15 protein-coding genes are annotated in these 25,817 nt (G+C 57.4%); 5 read left to right on the top strand and 10 right to left on the bottom strand.

Features of this window, described 5'->3' with window-relative positions:
• Positions 1-158: 158 nt before the first annotated feature.
• Positions 159-326: a YnfU family zinc-binding protein gene (locus LF929_RS07820; protein WP_226092909.1), complete on the bottom strand. Its 168-nt coding sequence runs from the start codon at positions 324-326 to the stop codon at positions 159-161.
• Positions 327-444: 118 nt separating this feature from the next.
• On the opposite strand from LF929_RS07820, the gene LF929_RS07815 reads away from it, so the two are divergent.
• From LF929_RS07815 to LF929_RS07795, 5 genes are all read left to right on the top strand, one after another.
• A complete protein-coding gene (locus tag LF929_RS07815; protein ID WP_071603287.1) occupies positions 445-678 on the top strand; it encodes a hypothetical protein in 234 nt (77 codons plus the stop codon).
• Positions 679-763: 85 nt separating this feature from the next.
• Positions 764-958: a hypothetical protein gene (locus LF929_RS07810; protein WP_210175510.1), complete on the top strand. Its 195-nt coding sequence runs from the start codon at positions 764-766 to the stop codon at positions 956-958.
• A gap of 188 nt (positions 959-1,146) precedes the next feature.
• Positions 1,147-1,317: a YnfU family zinc-binding protein gene (locus LF929_RS07805; RefSeq protein ID WP_226092910.1), complete on the top strand. Its 171-nt coding sequence runs from the start codon at positions 1,147-1,149 to the stop codon at positions 1,315-1,317.
• A gap of 253 nt (positions 1,318-1,570) precedes the next feature.
• Positions 1,571-10,021 (top strand): glucoamylase family protein, encoded by an 8,451-nt coding sequence (locus tag LF929_RS07800; RefSeq protein WP_226092912.1) that lies wholly within the window; start codon positions 1,571-1,573, stop codon positions 10,019-10,021.
• 257 nt (positions 10,022-10,278) lie between these two features.
• Complete coding sequence (locus tag LF929_RS07795; protein WP_038908442.1) at positions 10,279-11,085, top strand: C1 family peptidase; 807 nt, start codon at positions 10,279-10,281, stop codon at positions 11,083-11,085.
• A gap of 119 nt (positions 11,086-11,204) precedes the next feature.
• Here the strand turns inward: LF929_RS07795 and LF929_RS07790 are convergent, their stop codons facing one another.
• From LF929_RS07790 to citF, 9 genes are all read right to left on the bottom strand, one after another.
• On the bottom strand, positions 11,205-12,485 hold the full coding sequence (locus LF929_RS07790; protein WP_038904815.1) for an MFS transporter: 1,281 nt from the start codon (positions 12,483-12,485) through the stop codon (positions 11,205-11,207).
• 54 nt (positions 12,486-12,539) lie between these two features.
• Positions 12,540-14,669 (bottom strand): alpha-galactosidase, encoded by a 2,130-nt coding sequence (locus tag LF929_RS07785; RefSeq protein ID WP_210177571.1) that lies wholly within the window; start codon positions 14,667-14,669, stop codon positions 12,540-12,542.
• 147 nt (positions 14,670-14,816) lie between these two features.
• A complete protein-coding gene (locus tag LF929_RS07780; RefSeq protein ID WP_226092918.1) occupies positions 14,817-15,839 on the bottom strand; it encodes a LacI family DNA-binding transcriptional regulator in 1,023 nt (340 codons plus the stop codon).
• Between the two features lie 150 nt (positions 15,840-15,989).
• Positions 15,990-16,649, bottom strand: a complete 660-nt coding sequence (gene fdnI / locus LF929_RS07775) for a formate dehydrogenase-N subunit gamma (protein WP_038908447.1) — start codon at positions 16,647-16,649, stop codon at positions 15,990-15,992.
• On the bottom strand, positions 16,642-17,565 hold the full coding sequence (gene fdxH / locus LF929_RS07770) for a formate dehydrogenase subunit beta (protein WP_038904819.1): 924 nt from the start codon (positions 17,563-17,565) through the stop codon (positions 16,642-16,644). Before fdxH ends, fdnI begins: the two co-directional genes overlap by 8 nt.
• Before the next feature lie 12 nt (positions 17,566-17,577).
• A complete protein-coding gene (fdnG, locus tag LF929_RS07765; RefSeq protein ID WP_226092917.1) occupies positions 17,578-20,625 on the bottom strand; it encodes a formate dehydrogenase-N subunit alpha in 3,048 nt (1,015 codons plus the stop codon).
• A gap of 411 nt (positions 20,626-21,036) precedes the next feature.
• A complete protein-coding gene (locus tag LF929_RS07760) occupies positions 21,037-23,637 on the bottom strand; it encodes a bifunctional aconitate hydratase 2/2-methylisocitrate dehydratase (protein WP_226092916.1) in 2,601 nt (866 codons plus the stop codon).
• An 82-nt stretch (positions 23,638-23,719) separates the two neighbouring features.
• A complete protein-coding gene (gene citX / locus LF929_RS07755; RefSeq protein ID WP_226092915.1) occupies positions 23,720-24,262 on the bottom strand; it encodes a citrate lyase holo-[acyl-carrier protein] synthase in 543 nt (180 codons plus the stop codon).
• Positions 24,259-25,788 (bottom strand): citrate lyase subunit alpha, encoded by a 1,530-nt coding sequence (citF, locus tag LF929_RS07750; protein WP_368678963.1) that lies wholly within the window; start codon positions 25,786-25,788, stop codon positions 24,259-24,261. Before citF ends, citX begins: the two co-directional genes overlap by 4 nt.
• Positions 25,789-25,817 lie beyond the last annotated feature (29 nt).

The following is a 25,817-nucleotide window of genomic DNA, read 5'->3' as shown; positions in this document are numbered from 1 at the left end:
GATCTGCGAGGTTCCAGGTTGCATGCTACCGAAGTACTTCTGCGAGGGAGATTGCGCCGCTATCTTACGTCACCGTCACGCGATGGCGTTCCTTCTGCCACAGGGTCAGTGTGCGTCAATAAAAACTATCCAGAGGCAATGAACTCATGAACGGCATCTTAGCGATGAATGACAAACAGGGCCTTACAACATGGGCAGATAAGCGTCATTTCACGCGTGACCTTTGTCTTTACCTGCCGTGATTCATGTCCGCAAATTGGGCAACTGACAGTAACGCAGTTGGCGTTGCTGATACGCCTGATTGCATGTTCGAGGGGGGATGGCATGAAGCTTACTCTTTTGAAGAATGAGTCTTAATTTACCATAACATCGAGCAAGAAACGATCGGCATGAGGTGTGCATCGCTACATAGTGGTACGATACCCTTCCCAGAGAATTTTCATCATGAAATCTGAAGACACACTTGACTGGTATCCGGCACAACTTCCTCCTGTAAAAATCATCCTGGGTAATGCGGTACTTGAGGTCGGAAAACTGGGTCGTCCGATTAACACCCGGACGTTGCTTGAGTATTTGCAGGTCATGCAAAGGAGTCAAAAGCGACGTGACGATAAAGTTGCTATGCAAACAGCAATCGATGTGCTTCGGGATAATCAGCGCATCAACGGACGAATTTAACGTCTCCCTCCTCCATACAGAAAAGCCTGGCGTCATGCTGAGGCTTTTGATGTCTTCAGTGAACATCGGCCATCGAGAGAACACCATGAAAAACCAGCACGAAATCATCGGCGCTGCCGTCGAACGCGTCATCAACTGTCATGGCATCGTTAACCGGGATACGATCGCTCAGGAAATTATGCGGGATTTTATTCGTATTTCGAGAGCAAACGCGTCTGTCGATGAACGAAAGTTATACGAAAAGGCAATGGTGTTTGTTTCCCCCGGCCGGCTTGAATAGAAAAACCGGTTTTACACCAGTGTCAACCTGGTGTTGACCTTGATGGCTCTCAGGCTTACACCATCCTCGGTTTGTTGCTGCCGATGCGTTTCTCAGGCGACGCGGTCCCATCACATTTCATGCATTGTTGTATATTTTTTAATCTATCAATGGTAGGGTGAATCTCATTCATTGAAAGGTTAATCACTATGTCCTTCTTCGATTACGCAATGAAACACATCGGTAGCTTAACGCACTCGACCATCACGTGCCCGATATGCGGGCATCAGGCCCTCCAGCTCACGACCAAAATCCGCCGAAAGCAAACAATGCTTTGCCCGCAATGTAAATCGCTGTTTGTCTGCGAGACAGCGAAATAGATCGGAAATCACTCTTGCAGCTGTTAAATCCCCGATGCCGTTACACATCATCCTGAGAGAACGTTTCTGACTCGATTAAACAACTGCTCCTGCGCGTTCACTACGCCTGATGAGCACCGTCATGAAAACAAGCATCAAACAGTGGCTTACTGCACGTAAGCCAGAAAAAGCCCAGCCGGAAAAACCGGTGTGGAAAGACAATGCGTCCGCCTACGATCTTGCTATCAAGGCAGAATTATTTTCACGTGCACAAATGGAACGCTACGGCCAGAAACTGGCGCACTCGCACAAGCTCTCCCCCACCAGGCAACCCTATTATTTATTGCAGCGTCTGAAAGATAACGAAGCGATGATTACCCGCAACTGCTATGTGCTGAATGCCGCCGCTCAGTCCAGCATTACGCCGGAGGGAGAATGGCTGCTGGATAATTATTATCTTATCGAGGAGCAGATCCGCATGGTCCGTCACCATCTGCCGAAGAATTTTGGCAAAGGCCTTCCGGTACTGGCCCCGCCGCATGACTGCCCACGAATTTATGATATTGCTTCCGAAGCGATTGCCCATGGTGACGGGCGCTGGGACACCACCAGTCTCACCGGCTATATCGCTGCTTATCAGCAGGTAACGCCGCTGAGCCTGGGCGAACTTTGGGCGCTGCCAGGAATGCTACGCCTGGCAATCATCGAGAATTTGCGGCGTATCAGCATTGAAGTCGCTAACGCGCAGAAAGCGCGCAATCTGGCCGATGCCTGGGTGACACGCATTCTGGAGTGCGCGGAAAACACCCCGGTGGATGTGATTATGGTCATTGCTGATCTGGCCCGCTCCCGTCCACCGTTAAGCAGCGCGTTTGTGGCGGAGATGGTGCGGCGGCTGCAAGGGCGCGGCGCTATGCTGGCCTTACCCCTCACCTGGGTGGAACAGCGTCTGGCCGAAAGCGGCATCACGACTGATGTTCTGATCCGCCGCTTCAATCAGCAACTTGCTGCCAGCCAGCTTTCCGTCAGTAACAGCATCGCAGGTCTGCGGCAATTGAGTGAAACCAACTGGACTGATTTTGCCGAGGCGATGAGCCTGGTCGAACAGACGCTGCGCCAGGATCCCGCCGGGGTGTATCCCGATATGCACTTCGATACCCGGGACAACTACCGACATAGCATTGAAACGCTGGCACGGCACAGCCGTCACAGCGAACTGGATATTGCCCGCCACATTCTGATGCTGGCGCAGGAGGCGAACACCGCAACGCCCGGATATCACGTCGGCTATTACCTGATTGGTGCAGGCAGGCCCGAACTCGAACGGCAGTTAGCCGTGAATACCTCGTGGTTCACTCGGCTGAGGCAGGGTTTCAATCAGGTTTCCCTACTGTCATGGCTGGGTAGTTTAAGCCTGCTAACCCTCACCTTAACCGCCGACATCGTGCTGAAAACCCATGAACAAGGTATGCACTGGCCGCTGTGGCTGATGGCATTGCCGCTGGCAGTCGTCATCAGCCAGTTAGCGAGCCATCTGCTGGGCGAGGCCGTCACCCGCTGGCGTACACCGCGGCCACTGCCTCGCATGGACTTCTCCACCGGCATTCCACCGCAATTCAGTACCATGGTCGTCATCCCCTGCCTGCTGACGCACCGCGAGAGCACAGACCGGCTGATCAACAGTCTGGAGGTCTGCTATCTCGGCAATAACAGTGCGAATCTCTACTTCGCACTCCTGACGGACTTCACCGACTCACCGACAGAAAACACACCGGAAAACCGTGTGCTACTGAGCTGGGTCGGGTCACAAATACAAAATCTGAATCACCGCTACGCAAAGGGGTCCCGCCCCTTGTTCTACCTGCTGCACCGTTCACCCCAGTGGAATCCACAGCAAGGCGTGTGGATGGGCTATGAGCGCAAACGTGGCAAGCTGTCGATGCTAAACAGTTGGTTACGTCAGCCTGGCGCGCAGTTTTCCACCGTGGTGGGGGATGAGCACGGCCTGCCTGAGCGGGTGAAGTATGTCATTACGCTGGACAGCGATACGGTGCTGCCGCGCGATACAGCGCATAAGCTGGTCGCTACGCTGGCACACCCGTTGAATCATCCGGTCTATGACCCGACTAAACGACGGGTGGTGAAAGGGTACGGTATTTTGCAACCGGGGCTGGCGGAAGAGATCCCACGAGACGGTCAGGGGCGCTACGCCGCGATATGCAGCAGTGTGGCAGGTAACAACCCCTACTCGATGATGTCATCCGATGTCTATCAGGATTTGTTTGGCGAAGGGTCATTCGTCGGTAAAGGCATTTACGACGTCGATACCTTCGTTGAGGCGACACACAACACCTGCCCTGAAAATCTGGTGTTGAGTCACGATCTGCTCGAAGGGTGCTATGCCCGTTCAGGTCTGCTGAGCGAGGTTCTGCTGTACGAACACTATCCGAATAATTACCTGACCGACGTCGCCCGGCATCGCCGCTGGGTCCGTGGCGACTGGCAGTTACTCAACTGGCTCACACCACGCGTCAGAACCGCGGACGGTTCCTGGGTTAAAAACCCGTTGAGTGCGCTTTCCTACTGGAAGCTGTTGGATAATCTGCGCCGCAGTCTGGTGGCCCCGTCGCTGTGGGGGCTGCTGTTCTGCGCCCTGCTGCTGGTGCCCAACCCGTTTTACTGGCTGGGAATACTCGCCATGACGCTGCTGCTCCCCACGCTACTGGCCGTAACGCTGGATCTGGTCAATAAACCCATGCGGCGGCCGTTCTGGCAACACCTGATTCTGGTCTCCTCCGGCGTTGTCAAACGTCTGATACGTATCGGGCTGGATTTCGCCACCCTGCCACATAAAGCCGGTTATTCCCTGTATGCCATCCTGACGACACTCTGGCGGCTGGGTATCAGCCACCGCAACCTCCACCAGTGGGTCAGCATCGATCAATGTGCCGATGGCGAGGAGGCATCGCCGTGGCGCTTTTACCAAACGATGTGGCTCAATGTGGTCTCTGGCCTGACACTGATCGTTTTGACAGCACAATTCACACCGATGCGACTACTTTTCGCCTTGCCCATCGGCACACTGTGGTGTCTGGCGCCGCTGTTGTTGAGCTGGCTGAGCCGCCCGCCCCGACGTCGCCCCCCCACGATAAGCATTGGACAAACCCGTTTCCTGCGGCAAACCAGCCGCGAAATTTGGGCGTTTTTTGACACTTTCACCACAGCAAAAGACAACTGGCTTCCACCAGATAACTATCAGGAAATACCGCGTATGATGCTCGCCCATCGCACGTCGCCGACCAATATCGGTCTCGCGCTAATGGCCAACCTGACGGCATGGGACTTCGGCTATATTCCACTCAGCGACGTATTGCGGCGCGTCACACATACGCTGGATACGTTGGATAAAATGGCGCATTACCGCGGCCATTTATACAACTGGTACGACACCCGCACGCTGGCACCGCTCAATCCACGCTACATATCCAGCGTGGACAGCGGCAACATGGCCGCCCATCTCCTCACACTCAGCGCCGGGTTAACCCTGTCACGCCACCAGCCAATCCTGAACAGCTCACAGATGCTGGCAGGCCTGGAAGACACCCTATGCCTGCTGGAAACCGCCTGGGGTCGGAACGCGCCCACGTCGCTACGCCAGTTGCATAAGCACTGCACCGCCGCCACCGCGCTCCCTCCAGCCTTGTTGTACGCCGAACTCAACAACATGCGCGCCCAATGCCACCGCCTGCATGCGTTGTGTAACCGTGAAGACAGCCGTATTCGCCGCTGGGTCGATCATCTCAGGCATCAACTGGCGCAGTTCTGTCAGGAGTGGTCGTCACTTCTGGGCTGGATCACACCGGACTGGCACGCTGCCACGCTACCGACGCTGGCCTGGCTGGCGCAGGCGACACCGGATGCTGAAGGCGCGCCTTCGCCAGCCGCAATCGGGCGAGCACGCAGGCGGTTAGACATCATTACCGAGCTGGAGTTACGCCTCAATGCGCACGCACGCATGGATTTCTCCTTCCTCTACAATCCGGTGACCAGCCTACTCAGCGTCGGCTATCACAGCGACCACCACAAGCTGGACACGAGTTATTATGATTTGCTGCCTTCGGAAATACGCCTGACCAGTTTTCTGGCGATCACCACCAACCAGTTGCCGCTCAAAAGCTGGTTTGCACTCGGTCGCCTGTTCACCACTATCAATAACGAAACGGCACTGATGTCCTGGAGCGGCTCGATGTTCGAGTACCTGATGCCCAGTCTGGTGATGCCCACCTACCCGGGGAGCCTGTTGGAGGCGATGAACCACTCGGCGGTCAACCGCCAGATCGATTGGGGTAAAGCGCGCGGTGTGCCGTGGGGGATTTCGGAATCGGGTTATTACGCCTTTGACGCGCAGCAAAATTATCAATACCACGCCTTCGGCGTACCGGGCCTCGGCCTACGGCGCGGTCTGGCAGACGACATGGTGATCGCGCCTTACGCCTCGCTGATGGCGCTGATGGTGGCGCCGCAAAAAGCCTGCGAAAATCTGGTCAATCTGGAAAAAATCGGTGCCCGTGGTGAGTATGGTTTCTACGAAGCGCTGGACTACACGCCGTCCCGTCTGGCTAGCGGCCAGCGGTACGCTGTGGTTCGTTCATGGATGGCGCATCATCAGGGTATGGCGTTTCAGGCGCTGTCACACCTGCTGCTTAATGCCCCAATGGTGGACCGATTTATGTCCTGCCCGGCCTTTCAGTCGGCACGTCTGCTGTTACAGGAACGCACACCAGACGCCATTGAGCTTTACAGCCCACGCCGCCACTTTGAATCGCACGAAGGGGCGTTGTCGCCTGCCCGCTATGAACCGCGTGAATTCACCGGCATCGGCAACCTGCCCCCCGAGGTTCAGCTACTGTCAAACACCCGTTATCACCTGATGGTAACCCAGTCTGGCGGCGGCTACAGCCACTGGAACGATCTGGCGCTGACCCGGTGGCGCAGTGATACCACCTGTGATGACCAGGGTACGTTCTGCTATATCAGCGACCCGAAAACCGGCGATGTCTGGAGCAACACCTGGCAACCACTCGGTGCGCCAGTCAGCCAATACCACGTGATATTCACCGACGCCAGTGCGGAATTCAGGCGCACGGAAGGCACACTCGGTATCAAAACGGAAATCGTGGTCTCGCCGGAAGACGATATCGAACTGCGCCGTGTGACCCTGTTACACCGCGGTCGCCAGCCAAGAACGCTAGAACTGACGACCTACGCCGAAGTCGTGCTGGCTTGTGCCGCCAGCGATCTGGCGCACCCGGCGTTTAGCAAGCTGTTCGTGCAGACCGAACTGATACCCGAACAGGACGCGATCCTGTGCCATCGCCGCCCCCGTTCGCCCGATGAACCCCGTGTGTGGTTATTCCACATGATGGTCGTGCGCGGACAGACCCCAGAGCAAAAAACGTCGTTCGAAACGGACCGTGCACGATTCCTCGGCCGTGGGCGAACCACCGCCAACGCTCTGGCACCGAGGCAAAGCGGCCCACTCAGTAATACCGCCGGGCCGGTACTGGACCCGATCTTCGCCATCCGTCAGTCGGTTGTGTTGCAGCCAGGCCAGCCGGTCATCGTCGATATGGTGTATGGCGTCGCGGACAACCGCCAGCACAGTCAGGCACTACTGGAAAAATACCGCGATCACCCGATCGCCGAGCGTGTCTTTGAACTCGCGTGGTCACACAGTCAGGTCATGCTGCGGCAAATCAACGCCAACGAAGACGACGCCACACTGTTTAACCGTCTCGCCAGTGCGCTACTGTTCCCCGGCCCGGAACTGCGCGCCGACGCATCCATCATCATTCGCAACCGTCGCGGACAGCCCGGCCTGTGGGGGTGGGCGATTTCTGGCGATCTCCCCATTGTCATCCTCAACGCTACCCGCAACGACAGTCTTGCGGAGGTAGCCACACTGATCCAGGCACATCACTATTGGCGTCAGAAAGGGCTATCGGTTGATCTGGTGATCCTCAATGACAGTCAGGGCGGCTACCAGCAGGAGCTGTACCACCGGATTATGGATCTGATCGGCACCGTTTCCGCCACCAGTCAGATGGACAAACCCGGCGGCATTTTCGTGCGCAATGGCGAACTGCTGTCGGCGGAAGATCGTCTGCTGTTGCTGAGCGTTGCACACATTCTGCTTGATGACCGGGCAGGCGGTCTAAAAGAGCAGCTTAATCAGCGCGTTCAGGCCACTGTCGCCATGCAGCCGACGTTGATTCCGCATACCGGGTTACCGGTGAATCAGCATGAACCCTGGCAACCGGACACCCGTGACCTGCTGTTTTTCAACGGTTACGGCGGATTCTCTGCGAATGGGCGCGAATACCAGATTACGCTGGCGGACAACGCCCCGACCCCGGCACCGTGGTCAAACGTGCTGGCCAACGACCAGTTCGGCACCGTCATTTCTGAAGCAGGACAGGCTTATACCTGGTATGAAAACGCACACGAATACCGACTGACGCCCTGGGAAAACGACCCTGTCAGCGACAACGCCGGAGAGGCATTCTATCTACGCGATGAAGAAAGCGGTGCGGTCTGGTCACCGACGCCGTTACCGGTACGCGGTAGCGGACACTACCTGACCCGCCATGGCTTTGGCTACAGCGTCTTCGCCCACCGTGAAACCGGCATCGACAGTGAGCTAACGGTGTTGGTAGCCGAGCACGCCCCGGTTAAATTCGCGATCCTTACGCTTAGCAACAACTCGGGGCGTACTCGCAGGATTTCCGCCACCGGCTATGTGGAATGGACGCTGGGTGAATCCCGCACCCACTCCGCCATGCACGTGGTGACCAGCCCCGCTGCGGTCACCAACGGCTGCGGTGTATTGGCACATAACTTTTACCGCAGCAATGGCTCGGAACGAACCGCGTTCTTCGCTGTGACCGGTGTTCACTGTTCAGTGACCGGCGATCGACGGGAATTTCTTGGCCGCAACGGCTCACGGCGCGAGCCAGCGGCGATGACGCAGCGTACCCTGTCGGATAACACCGGTGCAGGGTTGGACCCGTGCGCCGCCGTGCAGTCGACCACCAAGCTCATCGATGGCGATCAGCGTACATTCGTCTTCGTGCTGGGCGTCGGGCAGCATCACCAGCACGCGGAGTTGATGATCGCGCAGTACCTCAACGAAGACGCCGCCCGTGCTGAACTGGCCTGTGTGCATCGCTATTGGCAAAACCTGCTCGATAACATCGTAGTCGACACCCCCGATCCCGCCGTCAACCTGTTGGCTAATGGCTGGCTACTCTATCAGACCCTCGCCAGTCGAATTATGGCACGCAGCGGCTACTATCAGTCCGGCGGTGCATTCGGGTTTCGTGACCAGCTACAAGACGCACTGGCACTGAGCCATGCCGCCCCCGAGCGGCTGCGCGAACAGATCCTGCTCTGCGCGTCACGGCAGTTTATCGAAGGAGATGTTCAGCATTGGTGGCACCCGCCGCTGGGTAATGGTGTGCGAACCCACTGCTCGGACGATTACCTCTGGCTACCGTTCGCCCTATGCCATTACGTGGAAACCACCGGCGATGCCGCCATTCTCGAACAGCGGCTGCCGTACCTCGAAGGCCGACAACTCCAACCCGGTGAAGAGTCGCTCTACGAACAACCCACCGTCAGTACCGTTGAGGAAACACTATGGCAACATGGTGTAAAGGCGATCCGATATGGTTTGCGCTTCGGTCGACACGGCCTGCCGCTGATGGGGAGTGGTGACTGGAACGATGGCATGAACCGGGTCGGGCTGGCAGGATTGGGAGAAAGCGTCTGGCTCGGTTTTTTCCTCTACGACGTGTTACAACGCTTTGCGCGGCTGGCCGAACAGAAACAGGAACACGACATCGTCACACTGTGCCGTACGCAAGCGGCGCGCTTGCAAACCAGCCTCGAAACCGCAGGCTGGGATGGCAACTGGTATCGCCGGGGCTATTTTGACCGCGGGGAACCGCTGGGATCTAAAACCTCGCCGGAGTGTCAGATAGACGCCATCGCCCAAAGCTGGGCCGTCTTGTCTGGTGCGGGCAGCCCGGAGCATTGCGAGCAGGCCATGCAGGCGCTGGACCAGCAACTGGTGGATGATGACGCGGGGTTGATAAAGCTGCTCACACCGCCGTTTGACGGCCGTGGCCCCAGTCCGGGCTATATCCAGGGTTACCAGCCCGGCGTGCGAGAAAACGGCGGACAATATACTCACGGTGCCCTCTGGGCAGTGATGGCGTTTGCACACCGGGGAGAGACGGCACGCGCGTGGCAACTCTGGTCACTCATCAACCCCATCAACCACACCCTGAATGCCGACGCGGTCGAACGCTATAAAGTGGAGCCCTACGTCATGGCGGCAGACGTCTACAGCGTCGAGCCCCATACCGGGCGCGGGGGCTGGAGCTGGTATACCGGCTCGGCAGGCTGGGCATACCGGCTGATCGTCGAGGCGCTGCTGGGTGTCAAACGGTACGGCACAACGATTGCCGTCCATCCTTTGCTCCCCCAGAACTGGCCATCGGTCAGCCTGCGCTATCAGCATGGCAACAGCCATTATCAGATAACGGTGACGCGTAGCGACGATGACTATTGCGTCACGCTGGACGGCAACGCACTACCGGGTGACCGGATCCCGCTGGTCGATGACGGCCAGTCACATAAGGTGGATATCGTACAGCGATGAGGGATGGATGTACGGCCGATGCGTCTTCGACAGGATGTAACGATCGACAGGATGTAACAAAACAAAGCTCGGCGTTACCGGCGAAAATCACCTGTCGTGCCGTCAGCGGCCGATTGGACGTCGGTAGCGATACCGCCGCACTCACATCCTGCAACAGACGATCACCGGCCAGTCATCCTCTCTCAACCCATTCCGATAGCGGGATAACCCCCATCGCCGACAATGGACTGGAACCCTACTATCAGGAGAACGATGCTATGTTAACCAAAAGACGTAAATCCCGACTGGGCTATATTCCCGATACTCCAGACATTCGCGACCACCACTACACTCCAGACCCCAGCGTGTTGAAAGTGCTGCCCGCCAAAGTAGACCTGACGCCAACGTTTGAGGTCTACGATCAGGGCCCTATCGGCTCGTGTACCGCCAACGCGCTGGCAGGCGCGGTGCAGTTTGAACGGTTAAAAATTGGTGAGCGACCTAACTTTATACCGTCACGACTGTTCATCTACTACAACGAGCGCACCATTGAAGGCGATATCAAGTATGATGCGGGCGCTACGCTGCGCGATGGCATCAAAACCCTGCATAAACTGGGAGTCTGTCCGGAAGAAGAGTGGCCCTATGTGGCGACCCCCGCACAGGAAGAAGGCGGTGAATTTCCTCCCGGTGCCCCGGCGGCGACCATACCACCGGAACGCTGTTATCAAGACGCATTGAAATACACCATCACCAACTACCAGCGTCTATCCCAGGATTTGTCACACTTACAAGGCTGTCTGGCCTGCGGCTTTCCGTTTGTGTTCGGTTTTACGGTCTATTCCAGTTGGATGGACCTGAAAAATCTGCCGGTGGTGGTACCGCTGCCCTGCGGCAAAGATAAACCGGAAGGTGGCCATGCCGTCCTGTGCGTCGGGTATGACAACGCCACCCAGCTCTTTAAATTCCGCAATTCATGGGGGAAAAACGTGGGAGAAAACGGCTACTTCTATATGCCTTACGCCTATTTGCTCGACCACCGGTTGACGCAAGATATCTGGGCTATTAATACCGTTAAAAGCTAGTGCCACAGCTAGTGCCCTTAAAAATAAACCGCACGGTCTGTGCGGTATTACCCAACGTCATAATAGCAGTACAGGCAACGTCGGGCCATCCGAGGCGGCCGACCCGAGAGTGAACGCCGTTAAGACACTGTGGTTCGATACGCTGCTTGTGGGGCGCTGCGCGTACCCGATAGCGTGAAGGCAGAGATCAGCGTCACCGTCAGGGCAATCGCCCCGAGGATCAGATAGGTGTGCTGGAAACCAATGCGGTCATACAGATTTCCGGCCATCGCCGACAGGAAAATCGCCGCCGATTGCTTGGCGAACTGAAAACCAATCAGGTAGATGGTGGCAGACAGCCGGGTGTCAAAGGTGGTGGTGATATATTTGAACGCCCCCACCAGCAGGAACGGGACTTCCAGCGCATGCAGCATTTTCAGCGCCACCACTTCCACCACACTGGTCGCAAACGCCGAGCCGACGATACGCACCGTCATAATAATCCCCGCCACCAGCAGCGTGTTTTTAGCACCGATGCGATTGATAATCCACGGCGAGCAAAACATGATGACCGCATTCGCCAGTTCGCCCAGCGTGGTGGCAAAACCAAATACCTCATTGCCCTGCTGCGGTGTAGCGAAAAACGATTTAAAGAAGTTGGCGAACTGTTGGTCAAACACATCGTACACGCAGGCGACGCCCACCACGTACAAGATGAACATCCACAGTTTGCGATCGCCGAACACCCGGCCTGTCATTTTTAGCGTGACTTGTGGCTGATTGGCACCTAATGCGTCCATCACCTGTGCCGTTGGGTGAGCTTCCGGTCGGGCTATCAGCAGCAACACGAGCAGCAGCACCGCCGCACCCGACCCCATCCAAAACACCAGTTCCGGGTTAACGTTAAACAGGATACCCGCGGTGGAGGCACACAATCCCCATCCCAGGCAGCCAAACATACGCGCCTTGCCGTACTCAAAACCGCTCTGGCGACTGACGCGCTCGATGTAGGCTTCCACCGCCGCAGAGCCTGCGGAAAACACCAGCCCGATGTAAACACCGCCCGCGACCGCCCCTAACAGGCTATTCACCTTTAACAGCGGCGCAAACACATACAGAAAGAACGGTGCAAACAAAAACAGCAGGATGGCGATGACCCACAGCAGGTGTTTTTTCAATCCCAGCCGGTCGGACAGTACACCCATCAACGGCTGGAACAGAATGGCGAACAGAGAAATGGCGGAGAACACCACGCCAGTCTGGGTTTTGTTCAGACCAATCACCTCCGCTAGCCACACCGGCAGAAACGGGAAACAGGTCGCCATGATGAAAAAATACAGAAAGAAGAACAGGCCGAAAATCCAGAAATTACGATTATGTTGATGTGTTGTCGTGTGTAGGGTCGGTTGACTGATGTCCATATATCTATCCTTAAAAAAGGCCAGTCGGGGGAGAGGTCGCCCTCTCCCGCTGTATTACAGACGTTCTAATTCCAGTAACAGCGCCGTTTCCGGGTTAAGAATGGGCAGACGCAACCCGGCTTTCATCAACCATTCGCCGCTGTATTGCGCCGGTGCCGCCATCCAGGACGGTAACTGACGCATGGTGCTGCCACCTTCGATAACCGGCTTCAGGTCTGGGTGGTCCACCACGGTTAAGCGATAACGGGCCTGCGCATCCAACCCGGGAAAACGCAGCACCCCAGCCAGCGCGTAATCCGGCATGGCCAGTTGTGCGACCAGAAATAGCGCCTGACGCCTATCCTCGCTGACGACACCCTGCACCTGCGTGGTGGCATCCGGCATGTCGACCCGCCACAGGCAGCCGGTGTGCAATAGCGTGCGGTACTGGCGGTGCAACGCCACGTAATGGCGAAAGCCGGCCTGTTCCTGCGCGTCGGCACGTACCGGATCCAGCTCGATACCCATGTGACCAAACAACGCCGTCAGGCCACGAAAGGCAATACTGTGCTGACGCCCGGTGGCGTGACAGTGGTGGTGGCCGATGTGTGCGCCCATCACTTCGGGTGGGAAGAAGTAACTCATACCACGCTGAATCGTCTGCCGCTCCAGCGCATCGTTATTGTCGGAAGCCCAGAAGCGGTGGCTACGCCGCAGCACCTCGTAGTCGATACGCCCGCCGCCAGAAGCACAGGACTCAAACTCCACCTGCGGGAAGCATTCGCCCAGTACATCGAGCAGATGATAAAACGCCTTCGTCTGGCGATCGGCGGCCGCCCGCCCCTGGTGGGCCGGTTGCACCAGCTCGCGGTTCATGTCCCACTTCACGTAGTCGATAGGGTGTTCACCCAGCAGCCAGCTCAGGCGCGCCAGCAGATAATCGAATACCTCTGGGTTCGCCAGATCGAGCGCATACTGATAACGCCCGGTCGGCTGCTCGTAACCGGGCACGGCCAGCAACCAATCCGGGTGCGCGCGATACAGCTCGGAATTCGGGTTGACCATTTCCGGCTCCACCCAGATACCGAACTCCATGCCGAGTGAGCGCACATGGTTTATCACCGGCATCAGCCCTTGCGGGTATTTCTCTGCGTCCACGTACCAGTCGCCGAGGGCAGCACGGTCATGGTCACGCCCACGAAACCAGCCGTCATCGATAATAAAACGCTCAACACCCAGCGCAGCGGCCTGCGTTGCCATCTGCATGATGTAGTCCGGGTCGTGTTTAAAATAGATACCTTCCCAGGTATTGAGATGCACCGGGCGGGCGTTGGCGCGAGGAAAGCGGATAACGTCCTGACGCAAAAAGCGGTGAAACTGTTGACTCATACCGTTGAGCCCCTGCTCAGAACAGGCAGCGTACAGCCACGGCGTGGTCAGGGATTCCCCCTGCGCCAGCGCGATTTCGCCGGGTAGATACAGCGCTTCCGCCTGCACCAGCCGTCGCCCATCGGTTTTCACTTCCGCGCGCAACCGATGGTTGCCGCTCCAGCCGAGGTGTGCGCCCCATACCCGGCCCTGCTGCTCGGAAAATCCCGGCTCACCGCTCACCATCGCCGGGAAATACTCATGCGAGGTGCGCCCACGGCGGTTTTCCTGGACCAGACTGCCGTGCGCGAGTCGCGTGCGGTGTGGCTGAAACTCCCGTACCCAGCGCCCGTGAAACGCCATCACCTCCGCCGCAGATTCCGGCAACGGTAGCGTGACCGCCAGCCGCTGTACCTGCCAGTCACCTGGATGCAGGTTGGTCAGACAATGACGCAGTTGCAGCACCCCGCTGTCAGCATGCAGCTTGAACTCGCTGGTCAGGCGCAAGCCCGCCTGACGGTCTTCTGCGTCAATGATCAGGTGTTGCGGACTCGGCTGTTCTACCGCCACGGTAGTCAACACCGCAAAGGCGTCAAGACCGTTGCGATGCCCTTCAACGCCCGGCGAACCAAATAACCCACGCCCGGTTTCCGCCGCCAGTGTTACCGGCACATCCACATCCAGTCGGCCGTTCGCCACTGGCCGTGACAGACTCTGCACATCCTGTGGCGAAAACGTCGCCAGATGCGGCCCCCAATACAGTATTTCTGCCGCCGGTCGGCAGCGCACAATCACATCCGTCACCGAACTGGTCAAACGAATTAGCGTCGTTTCCATCCTCATCCTCCTGAATGGTTGATGAGATTAGTTGTATTCCGAAACGTTTCGGATAAAAACCGAAACGTTTCGGTTTTGTGATCGGGTTAAAAAACGAACGCAGCAACGGTGGTGGAAAACGATGGTGAAACAGGCGGATGCAGGCGGTTATTTCGTTGCTGGCAGCGGGTTATCCGTCTGTCCGGCGCGCAGCTGTGGTTGCCATAACACCTGTAGTGAGGAGGGGGCCTCCCCCATCAATAAACGCGACACCATATGGGCTATCTGCTGGCCCACCTGCGAACGGGTAGCCTGCGTGATGGCGGTGACCGGTATCTCCAGCAACGAGTCGGCTGGCAGGCCATCATAGACTATCAACGATACCGCGCGCTCCCCTTGCAGACGGCCGCTGTCGCGCAATGCCAGCGCTGCCCCTTCCCCTTGCGTGCTGCCATCGATAACGATAGCGGTCGGTGGCTGCGGCAACGCCAGCCATTGCAACGTTGCCTGATACCCCTCCCGGCGTGATGGTGCCACCTGTCGCAACAACGCATCACGCGGGGCGATACCGGCTGCCGCCAACGCCTCCAGATAGCCTGCACGACGTTGGGCGATAAAGGATTGCGGATGATGTTCGCCAAGAAATGCGATTTGGCGGTGACCGAGCGAGATCAAATGCCGGGTGGCGAGCGCCGCACCAGCCTGACTGTCAAAATCGAACCAGGCATAGGGCAATGGCAGATCACTGCGCCCGAGCGCCAAAAACGGAAAGCCGACCGATTGCAGGTATTGCAGTCGAGGGTCTTGTTGCAACGTATGCGCGACGATCAACGCATCCACCCGGCGGCTTTCTATCATGCGTAAAAACGCATGGTGATCGGCCTGCTCCTTGTCGGCAATCAACAGCAGATCAATCTCCTGCTTCGCCAGCTCGTGGCTGATTTCCGCCACCATCTCCATAAAAGTGGTGTTACTGAGCGGTGCGGGCTGCATCGGAAACACCAGCCCCACGGCGTCAATACGCCCCATTTTCAGTCGGCGGGCAAACGTATTGGGCCGATAGCCGAGGCGTCGCGCTTCATCTTCCACCCGCAGGCGCGTCTGAGCCGCCACGTCATCATAGCCATTGAGCGCGCGGCTGACGGTGGTGACCGATAATCCCAACGTTTTTGCAATCTGTTTCAGTGACATGGCGCATCATTCACCCTGAATTCTGTTACGGGCCAGACTACCACAAATCACGGCAAGGGGGGGATGCGAGAGGCGGTTGACAAACAGCCAAGTGGTTTTGTGAACAGGCTGGCGATTCCCGCTCCGAACGGGAACCGCCAGCAGGGAGCCTTATTTCTTGGCTTTGTTGTCTTTGTCGGCTTCGTTGGCTTTGTCAATCACCATGCGCGCCCAACGCGGGTGGTGTTTCAGCGCCCACTTCTCCGAGACCTTGCCTTCGATCATGCCTTTGATCGAACCACGAACCCAGAACGCCATGTACAGGTGAATCAAAATGGCGTGGATCAGCACAATGGCGGCGGTGGCGTGCAACAAAATGGCGTAACGCACCAGGTCTATCGGGAACAAATGGGCGAAGTACGGCCGCCACATAATGACACCGGTAATCAGCAGCACCAGCGTTAACCCCATGATGCTCCAGAACATCAGTTTCTGGCCGGGGTTGTATTTACCCACATCCGCCACTTCATGCTCGTTGCCCTTGAGTACCTCAATGATATTCAGGAACCACGGCACATCCTGACGTTTCGGGATGTTATGACCGACAAAACGGATAAACATCGGCACCAGACACACCACAATCAAAATACCGAAGAACGGGTGCATGATGCGCCCCATCTGCGGCGTACCGAAGGTTTGCGTCAGCCATTGCAGCGTCGGGAAAAATAGCGCGATCCCCGACAGCGCCACCAGAAAGAAACTGATCACCACAATCCAGTGGCAAACACGGTCGGCGAACTTCGTGCGCACAATCATTTTTGGGTTACTCATGCTTATCGTCTCCTTCATGCGCCTGTTCTTTATCCGAATGTGCGTCATCCGAATGTGCTATCTCCTCCGTGTTCGGGCCAATACCGATGTAGTGGAACATCAACCCGGCGAAGGTGGCGACAAAGCCCAGCGTGGATAACGGCTTGAGAATGCCTTTCCACAGGTTCACTGGCGTCGAGATTTTCGGATTATCCGGCAGGTTGTGGTACAGCGACGGCTTATCCGCATGATGCAACACATACATCACGTGCGTACCGCCGACACCCTCGGGGTCATACAGACCGGCGTTGGCGTAACCGCGTTTTTTCAGATGCGTGATACGCTCAGCCGCGACGTTCTTCATTTCTTCTTTGGTACCGAAATGAATCGCGCCAGTCGGGCAGGTTTTCACGCAAGCCGGTTCCTGACCGGTGCTGACGCGATCGACACACAGCGTACATTTGTAGACGCGGTTATCCTGCTTGTTTAAGCGCGGAATATTGAACGGACACCCGGCGATACAGTACCCACAGCCGATGCAGTGTTCAGACTGAAAATCGACGATACCGTTGGCGTACTGAATAATGGCTCCGGCTGACGGGCAGGCTTTCAGGCAACCCGGCTCGGCACAGTGCATACAGCCGTCCTTACGGATCAACCACTCCAGACGGTCTTCGCTCTCCACTTCAGAAAAGCGCATCACCGTCCAGGATTTCGCGCTCAAATCGGTAGGGTTGTCGTATACCCCCACGTTGTGACCGACGTCATCACGGATGTCGTTCCACTCGGAACAGGCCGCCTGACAGGCTTTACAGCCGATACAGGTGGTGACATCGATAAGTTTGGCGACTTCGCTTTTATCATCCCGAACCTGTGGCGGCGGCGTCAGGCTACTGGTGGCCGAACGTTGGATAATATCCTGAGATTGCATTGACATAACGTTTTACCCTTACACCTTTTCCACATTGACCAGGAACGCCTTGTATTCCGGCGTTTGCGAGTTGGCATCGCCGACGCTAGGCGTCAGGGTATTCGCCAGGAATCCCTTACGTGTCGTCCCTTCGAATCCCCAGTGACAGGGAATACCGACGGTTTCAATCGCTTTTCCGGCCACGGTCAATGTTTTGATACGCTTGGTCACCACCGCTTTGGCTTTGATGTAACCACGCTGGCAGGAGACCTTCACCATATCGCCCGCCTGAATTCCTTTGCTTTTCGCCAGGTTCTCACCGATTTCGACAAACTGCTCCGGTTGGATGATCGCATTCATACGTGCATGCTTGGTCCAGTGACGGAACAGCTCGGTAATGGAATAAGTGGTGGCGACATACGGGAAATCGCTCGCCTTGCCCATGGTTTTGGCATCACGCGCAAACAGGCGTGTCGCCGGGTTCGATACCACCGCCGGGTGCAGCGGGTTGGTGCCGATCGGGCTTTCTATCGGTTCGTAGTGTTCCGGGAACGGGCCATCCGCCAGCTTATCCATTGAGAACAGCCGGGCGACGCCTTCCGGCAACATGATGAACGGCATGGTGTCTTTGCCCGGCGCTACCGTGGCAGCAAAGTCTGGTACGTCGATGCCTTTCCATTTCTGGCCGGTCCATTCCAGCAGTTTGCGTTTGCTGTCCCAGGGTTTGCCCTGCAAATCCGCCGAGGCGCGGTTATACAGAATGCGGCGGTTTTGCGGCCAACACCACGCCCAACCCGGCGTACACCCCAGCCCGACATCGGTATTGTCGCGGTTCGCCATCTGGTTACCGGCTTCGGTCCAGCTCCCGGCGTAAATCCAGCAGAAGCTGGCGGTAGTGCCGTCGTCACGCAGTTGCGAGAAGTCCGCCAGTTGCTGGCCTTTTTTCAACAGCAGATTGCCTTTATCGTCGAACACATCCGCCAGCGCCATCCCGTTGGATTCACGGGCGATCTCTTCGGGTGTCGGGTCTTCCGGGTCCTGATAGTTCCAGTTGATGTTCAGCACCGGTTCCGGGCACACACCGCCCTCTTCACGGTACAGTTCACGCAGGCGCGTCATCAGGCGCCCGAGGATCTTCGCGTCGTGCAGCGCTTCAGCCGGTGGCTCAGCCGCCGCCCAGTGCCATTGCAGCCAGCGCCCGGAGTTGGCGATAGAACCGTTTTCTTCGGCAAAACAGCTCGATGGCAGACGGAACACTTCGGTCTGAATCTCCGCCGAATTCACGTCATTAAACTCACCGTGGTTCTGCCAGAAGGTGGAGGTTTCGGTCGCCAGCGGGTCGATCACCACCATGTATTTCAGTTTCGATAACGCGGCGGTAGCCTTGTTCTTGTTGGAGAACGCGGCCAGCGGGTTGAAACCCTGAACGATGTAGCCGTTCATTTTGCCGTCCAGCATCAGTTCGGTTTGGGCCATGACGTCATAGCTGCGGTCCCACTTCGGCAGCCAGTCATAACCCCAGTTGTTGGAGGACTGCGCGTTATCACCCCAGAAGCTCTTCATCATGCTGATGAAAAACTTCGGCGTATTCTTCCAGTAGTTAACCTGATCCGCCAACAGCGCATCCGGTGTTATCTGGCTGAGGTAGGTTTTCAGGTCACCCTGTTTTTCGGACGGCAACGGCATGTAACCCGGCAGGTTGAGGCTCAGCAGCCCCAGGTCGGTGTACCCCTGAATGTTGGAGTGACCACGCAGCGCATTGATGCCGCCGCCTGCCATACCGATGTTGCCGAGTAACAGTTGGATCATGGCCGCCGAGCGGATGATCTGTGCGCCGTTGGTGTGATGCGTCCAGCCCAGTGCGTACATGAAAGTCGCGGTTTTGTTCGGCACACAGGTGCTGGCCAGCGACTGGCAAATCTCTTCATAGGCTTTCGCCGGTGTGCCACACAGCGAGGTCACCATCTCCGGCGTATAGCGTGAAACATGTTTTTTCAGCAGGTTCCACACGCAACGCGGATGACTTAAGGTCATGTCCCGTTTGGCGAAACCGTCCGCCCCCAGCTCGTACTGCCAGCTGCTCTTGTCGTACTGGTGCGTCTGGCTGTTATAACCACTGAACAGCCCCTCGTCGAAGCTGAAATCCTCACGCACGATCAGGCTGGCGTTGGTGTAAGACTTCACATACTCGTGGTGAATCTTGTCGTGGGTGATCAGGTAGTTGACGACACCGAGCAGGAAAGCGGCATCCGACCCGGCGCGGATCGGCGCGTACAGGTCAGCTACGGCGGCAGAGCGGTTAAAACGTGGGTCAACCACAATCAGTTTGGCGTCATTGTGGGTTTTGGCTTCCACCGCCCATTTGAAGCCAACCGGATGTGCTTCCGCCGCGTTGCCACCCATCACGATGATCACGTTGGCGTTTTTGATGTCCACCCAGTTGTTGGTCATCGCCCCACGGCCGAAAGTCGGTGCCAGCGCGGCAACGGTCGGGCCGTGGCACAGGCGCGCCTGGCAATCGATAGCCACCATCCCCAGCGAACGGGCAAACTTCTGGTCGAGAATACCGGTTTCATTACTGGCGGCAGAGGAGCACAGCATCCCGGTAGTCAGCCAGCGGTTGACCAGCGTGCCTTTAGCGTTAACACGCTCAAAGTTGGCGTCACGGTCTTTTTTCATCAGCCGGGCGATACGGTCGATCGCCTCATCCCAACTGATACGCTGCCATTTGTCTGAACCCGGCGCACGGTATTCCGGGTATTTCAGGCGGCCTTCGCTGTGGATGTAATCCACCAGACCGGCCCCTTTCGGGCACAACGAGCCACGGCTGACCGGGTGATCCGGGTCCCCTTCGATGTGAAAGATGGCGGGTTTGGCGTTTTTTGCCCCGTCGCCCAGGCTGTACATCAGCAGTCCGCAGCCTACAGAGCAATACGTGCAGTTATTGCGGGTTTCTTTCGCCCGCAACAGTTTGTACTGGCGGACCGAGGCCATCGCCTCCGTGGGTGTAAACCCTAAAACAGCGAGTGTAGTCCCTGCCATTCCCCCGGCGCAGACTTTAAAAAAGCCCCTTCGATTAACTTGCATGTTTTTCCCTATCATTTTATGTGTCTTTTTTGTTGCGAGGAATCTAACAACACGCCACGAGGAGATTTTGAGCAAAATCAAGAATTACGGTTTTAATAGTACATTCACCCCCTTTATGGGTATTTATGCTCAGACTTTCGCTATGCATGTAAATACATAGCGATATCCGCCGGTTGTCATGTCTCGTCGTGTCAGCCTCATTTCATTCCGGCAACCTGCCGTTACCGAGACATTAACAACCCAACACAATAACGAGCAGACGAATAAATCGATACGGTATCGTGTTGCAACATGTCGGCAACACCATAAAAGCAAGGTGATGAAAGCGGATAATAAAGCGGAGGTAACAGTGGGGGTCATGCCGGACAAACCGGCATTAAAAATGGCCCGCATCAATGCGGGCCAGCATGATCAAACAGCCTGTACCGGAATACGCTTTCCTGCCGCCGGGTCTGCCGGTGCAGCAAAGTTCAAATAGCGGTAAATATCTGACGCAGACTGGGACAGAACCGCCACCTGCTGCAAATACTCCGCCGCCGTAGGCAACCGACCCAGTATCGCCGCTACCGTACTCAGTTCAGCCGATGCCAGATAGACACTGGCGTCCGTCCCCAGACGATGCGGGAAATTACGCGTCGAGGTGGAAACCACATGGCTACCGGCTTTCACGCGGGCCTGATTCCCCATACATAGCGAGCATCCAGCCGGTTCAATACGCACGCCTGATTTAATGAACTGGCTAAAATAGCCCTCATCGCTGAGTTGGTGGGCATCCATACGTGTGGGCGGTGCCAGCCAAAGCCGGGCGGCGATATCCCCTTGATGTTGCGACATCAGTTTACCTGCCGCACGGAAATGCCCAATATTGGTCATGCATGAACCGATGAACACCTCATCAATGCGGTTTCCTGCCACGTCGGAGAGGGTTTTCACATCATCCGGGTCATTGGGAACGCACAGAATCGGCTCTTTGATGGTTGCCAGATCGATCTCGATAACAGCGGCATATTCGGCATCGGCGTCGGCTTCCAGCAACTGCGGGTCATCCAGCCACTGTTCCATGCGTTCAACGCGCCGTGCCAGCGTCTGTGCATCCTGATATCCCTCTTCTATCATGGTGCGCAGCAACGCCACATTCGAGCGCAAATAGGTTTCCACTTCCGTCTGTTCGAGCTTGATGGTACAGGCCGCCGCCGAGCGCTCGGCCGAGGCATCCGCCAGTTCAAACGCCTGCTCGACGCTTAATCCGGCCAGACCTTCAATTTCCAGAATACGGCCAGAGAAGATGTTTTTCTTACCCTGCTTGGCCACAGTCAACAACCCTTGCTGGATAGCAAAGTAAGGGATGGCATGGACCAGGTCACGCAGCGTAATGCCCGGCTGCATCTGCCCTTTAAAGCGCACCAGTACCGACTCTGGCATATCCAGCGGCATGATGCCGGTTGCCGCCGCGAACGCCACCAGCCCTGAACCGCCGGGGAAAGACAGACCAATCGGGAAGCGGGTGTGAGAATCAGCACCGGTACCGACGGTATCCGGCACCAGCATCCGGTTGAGCCAGGAGTGAATAATGCCATCACCCGGACGCAGCGATACCCCATTACGCTGGGTGATAAAATCCGGCAGGGTCTTATGCAGATTGACGTCAACCGGTTTCGGGTAAGCCGATGTATGGCAGAACGACTGCATCACCAGATCGGCAGAGAATTGCAGACAGGCCAAATCTTTCAGCTCATCACGTGTCATGCCGCCAGTGGTATCCTGCGAGCCCACCGTGGTCATGCGCGGCTCGCAATACTGCCCCGGACGAACACCGGCAACGCCACACGCCTTACCCACGATTTTCTGCGCCAGCGTATAGCCGCGTGATGACTCGGCAGGTGCCTGAGGCAAACGGAATGCCGTGCTTGCGGCCAGCCCCAGCGACTGACGGGCACGTGCAGTCAGGCTGCGGCCAACGATCAGCGCAATACGTCCGCCCGCGTGCACTTCATCCAGCAGCACGTCGGTTTTCAGGCTAAAGCGGGTGATCAGGGTATTGTCATCATGGCGACGCACTTCACCCTGATAGGGATACACATCGATCACATCCCCCGTCGACAGCGAGGTCACATCCATCTCGATTGGCAGCGCACCGGAGTCTTCCAGTGTGTTAAAGAAAATCGGCGCGATTTTCCCGGCCAGCACCACCCCACCGGCACGTTTATTCGGTACGAACGGAATATCCTGACCGATGTGCCACAGAATCGAGTTAGTGGCGGATTTACGCGATGAACCGGTGCCCACCACATCACCGACATACACCAGCGGATGCCCCTGCGCTTTCAGGGCTTGCATCTGCGCCACCGGGCCGATAGACCCCGGTTTATCCGGCGTGACACCATCACGAGGCACGCTCAGCATGCACAGCGCATGCAGCGGGATATCCGGGCGTGACCAGGCTTCCGGTGCCGGAGACAGGTCATCGGTGTTGGTTTCACCCGCGACTTTAAATACCGTCAGCGTGATTTTTTCCGCCAGTGCCGGACGGGCGCTAAACCATTCCGCCTCGGCCCAGGACTGTAATACCCGCCGTGCAGCGGCATTCCCCTGCCCGGCTTTCTTTTCAATCTCACCAAAATAATCAAATATCAGCAGCGTATGGCTGAGCGCCTTTACCGCTTCTTCGGCTAACACATTATTATCGAGCGCATCAATTAATGGCTGAATATTATAGCCACCCTGCATCGTCGCCAATAAACGCACAGCGGCAATCGGAGAAATTGCCGCAATAGTTAGCTCACCACGCACTATTTTCCCCAGAAAGTCGGCTTTCACTTGTGCCGCATCATCAACGCCGGGGGAAATATGGTATGTCAGCAGGTCAAGCCACGCTGGAATATCGCCAGATGACTGATTTTCAGCAGCAGATAATTGAGCGACCAGATCTGTCGCCTGCTGTGCAGTTAACGGCTTGGGCGGAATGCCCATTTCACGTCGCTCTGCAATATGGGCATTATACTGTTCTAACATGACAACTCCTCTTACCATGCAATGGTAATGAATGCGTAATTAACGCCAAAATAAAAACAGGTTTTAGATCAGAGGATTGAAATCAGCGTGCGTCAAACCAGCCATGTAGCATGTCGTCAATACGCCCTACCACCGCCGTCAGCGTGTGACGCTGGCTACGGGAACAGTGATGAGCCGGTTCATCACACAGCAGACACCGGCGGTGATCGTGCGCCAGCAACGTTCGACTCACCGACCCGGCCTTCGGGCAGAACACGTCAAAATCCCACAGCCGCCCCAGCGGGTGCTGCTCTTCCAGCGCAATCGCCGCCGCCTTCACGCTCAGCGCATCCTTGGTTATCACCCAGAACGCCTCCGACCCTGTCTCCAGCCAGTGCAGCTGCTGCTCACGTACTGCCCATCCCCGGGCCTGGCACAGGTCGTTGAACGCCGCCACCGCCTCCCCCATCGCCCGCCGGTACAGCGCCGAGTCCTTCACCGCACCGGGCGTCACCAGCGTCAGCGACACCACCGTCGACTGGTGCAACGCCAGCAGTTGCTGCTGGCGTGCATGGCGGCGCTCCTTCGCCGCCAGCAGGCTGTCCAGTGAGACGCTGACCGCAGTATCTGTCACTGCCTCGCTCACGCGTTGTCCTCTTTCACCTGACGCACCACGTCGATCACGCTGCCGTCACGGTAGCGGATCACCCCCACGATGCGGTCGTGAAACGCAATCGCCTTCGGCTCGCCCACCAGCGCTATCGCCCGCTGGTACAGCTCTTCGATAGCCATCACGCTCAGCCCGGCCTCGGTCAGCCGCGCCGCCACGTCCGGACGCGACGGGTTCACCGCGATACCGTGGTCCGTCACCAGCACGTCTATCGCGCTGCCCGGTGTCACGCAGGTGGTCACCTGACGCACCACCGTCGGGATACGGCTGCGGATCAGCGGCGCCACCACGATGGTCAGGTTCGCCGCCGTCGCCACGTCGCAGTGCCCGCCCGACGCCCCGCGCATCACCCCGTCCGACCCGGTTATCACGTTCACGTTGAACTGGGTGTCGATTTCCAGCGCACTCAAAATCACCACGTCCAGCTGGTCGCAGCACGCCGCCTTGGCGCTCGGGTTGGCGTACACGTTGGTCGAGATTTCCACGTGTTTCGGGTTTTTCGCCAGCGATGCCGCCGCGTTGGCGTCAAAGCACTGGGTGTCCAGCAGCGTCTCTATCAGCCCCTTCTCGTGCAGGTCGACGATGCTGCCGGTAATGCCCCCGAGTGCAAAGCGCGCCGTCACCCCCTGCTTCTGCATCCGGTCTTCCAGAAAGCGGGTACAGGCGGTCGAGGCCGCGCCGGAGCCGGTCTGGATGGAAAAGCCCGGTTTGAAGTAGCCGGAATGGGCTATCACGTCCGCCGCCCGGCGGGCTATCAGCAGTTCGCGCGGGTTGCTGGTCACGCGCGCCGCCCCCACGCTGATTTTCGCCGGGTCGCCCACTTCCTCCACCGGCACCACGAAGTCCACCTGGTCCTGCACGATGCTGGCCGGCATGTTCGGGAACGGCACCAGGCTTTCCGTCAGCAGCACCACCGTCTTCGCGTAGTGCGCGTCCACCATCGCGTAGCCCAGCGACCCGCAGCGCGATTTCCCCGACGTGCCGTTGGCGTTGCCGAATTCGTCGCTGCTCGGCACCCCGAGGAACGCCACGTCTATCGTCAGCTCCCCGCTCTGCAGCAGGTGGACCCGCCCGCCGTGCGAGTGGATTTGCACCGGCTCTTTCATCAGCCCGTGCGAAATCGCGTCCGCCAGCTTGCCGCGCATGCCGGAGGTGTAGATACGGCGGATCACCCCGTTGCGGATATGCTCGATCAGCGGCGCGTTGCAGGTCATCAGCGAGCTCGACGCCAGCGTCAGGTCCTTAAAGCCCAGCCGGGCCAGCGTCTCCACCACGTGGTTGATCACCTTGTCCCCTTCACGGAACGCGTGGTGGAAGGAGATGGTCATGCCGTCCCGCAGCCCGCTCTTGCGGATGGCGTCTTCCAGGTCGGCACACAGCTTGCGCTGGTGTTTTTCGGTGACGTCATCCAGCCAGGGGGTACGGTGGTTGGCACTGACGAACGGTTGCAGCGGACTTTTTTCCGGGTATTGCTTCTGCAGTGCTTCAATAAAGTTACTCATGCTCTCATCCTGTCATTGCGACGGCCCGC

Origin of the sequence: Dickeya oryzae (assembly GCF_020406815.2) — a bacterium.
In the GTDB taxonomy this organism is placed as follows: Bacteria; Pseudomonadota; Gammaproteobacteria; order Enterobacterales; family Enterobacteriaceae; genus Dickeya; species Dickeya oryzae.
Note: the sequence above shows the minus strand (reverse complement) of the source record. Positions and strands in the feature narration are given on the sequence as shown.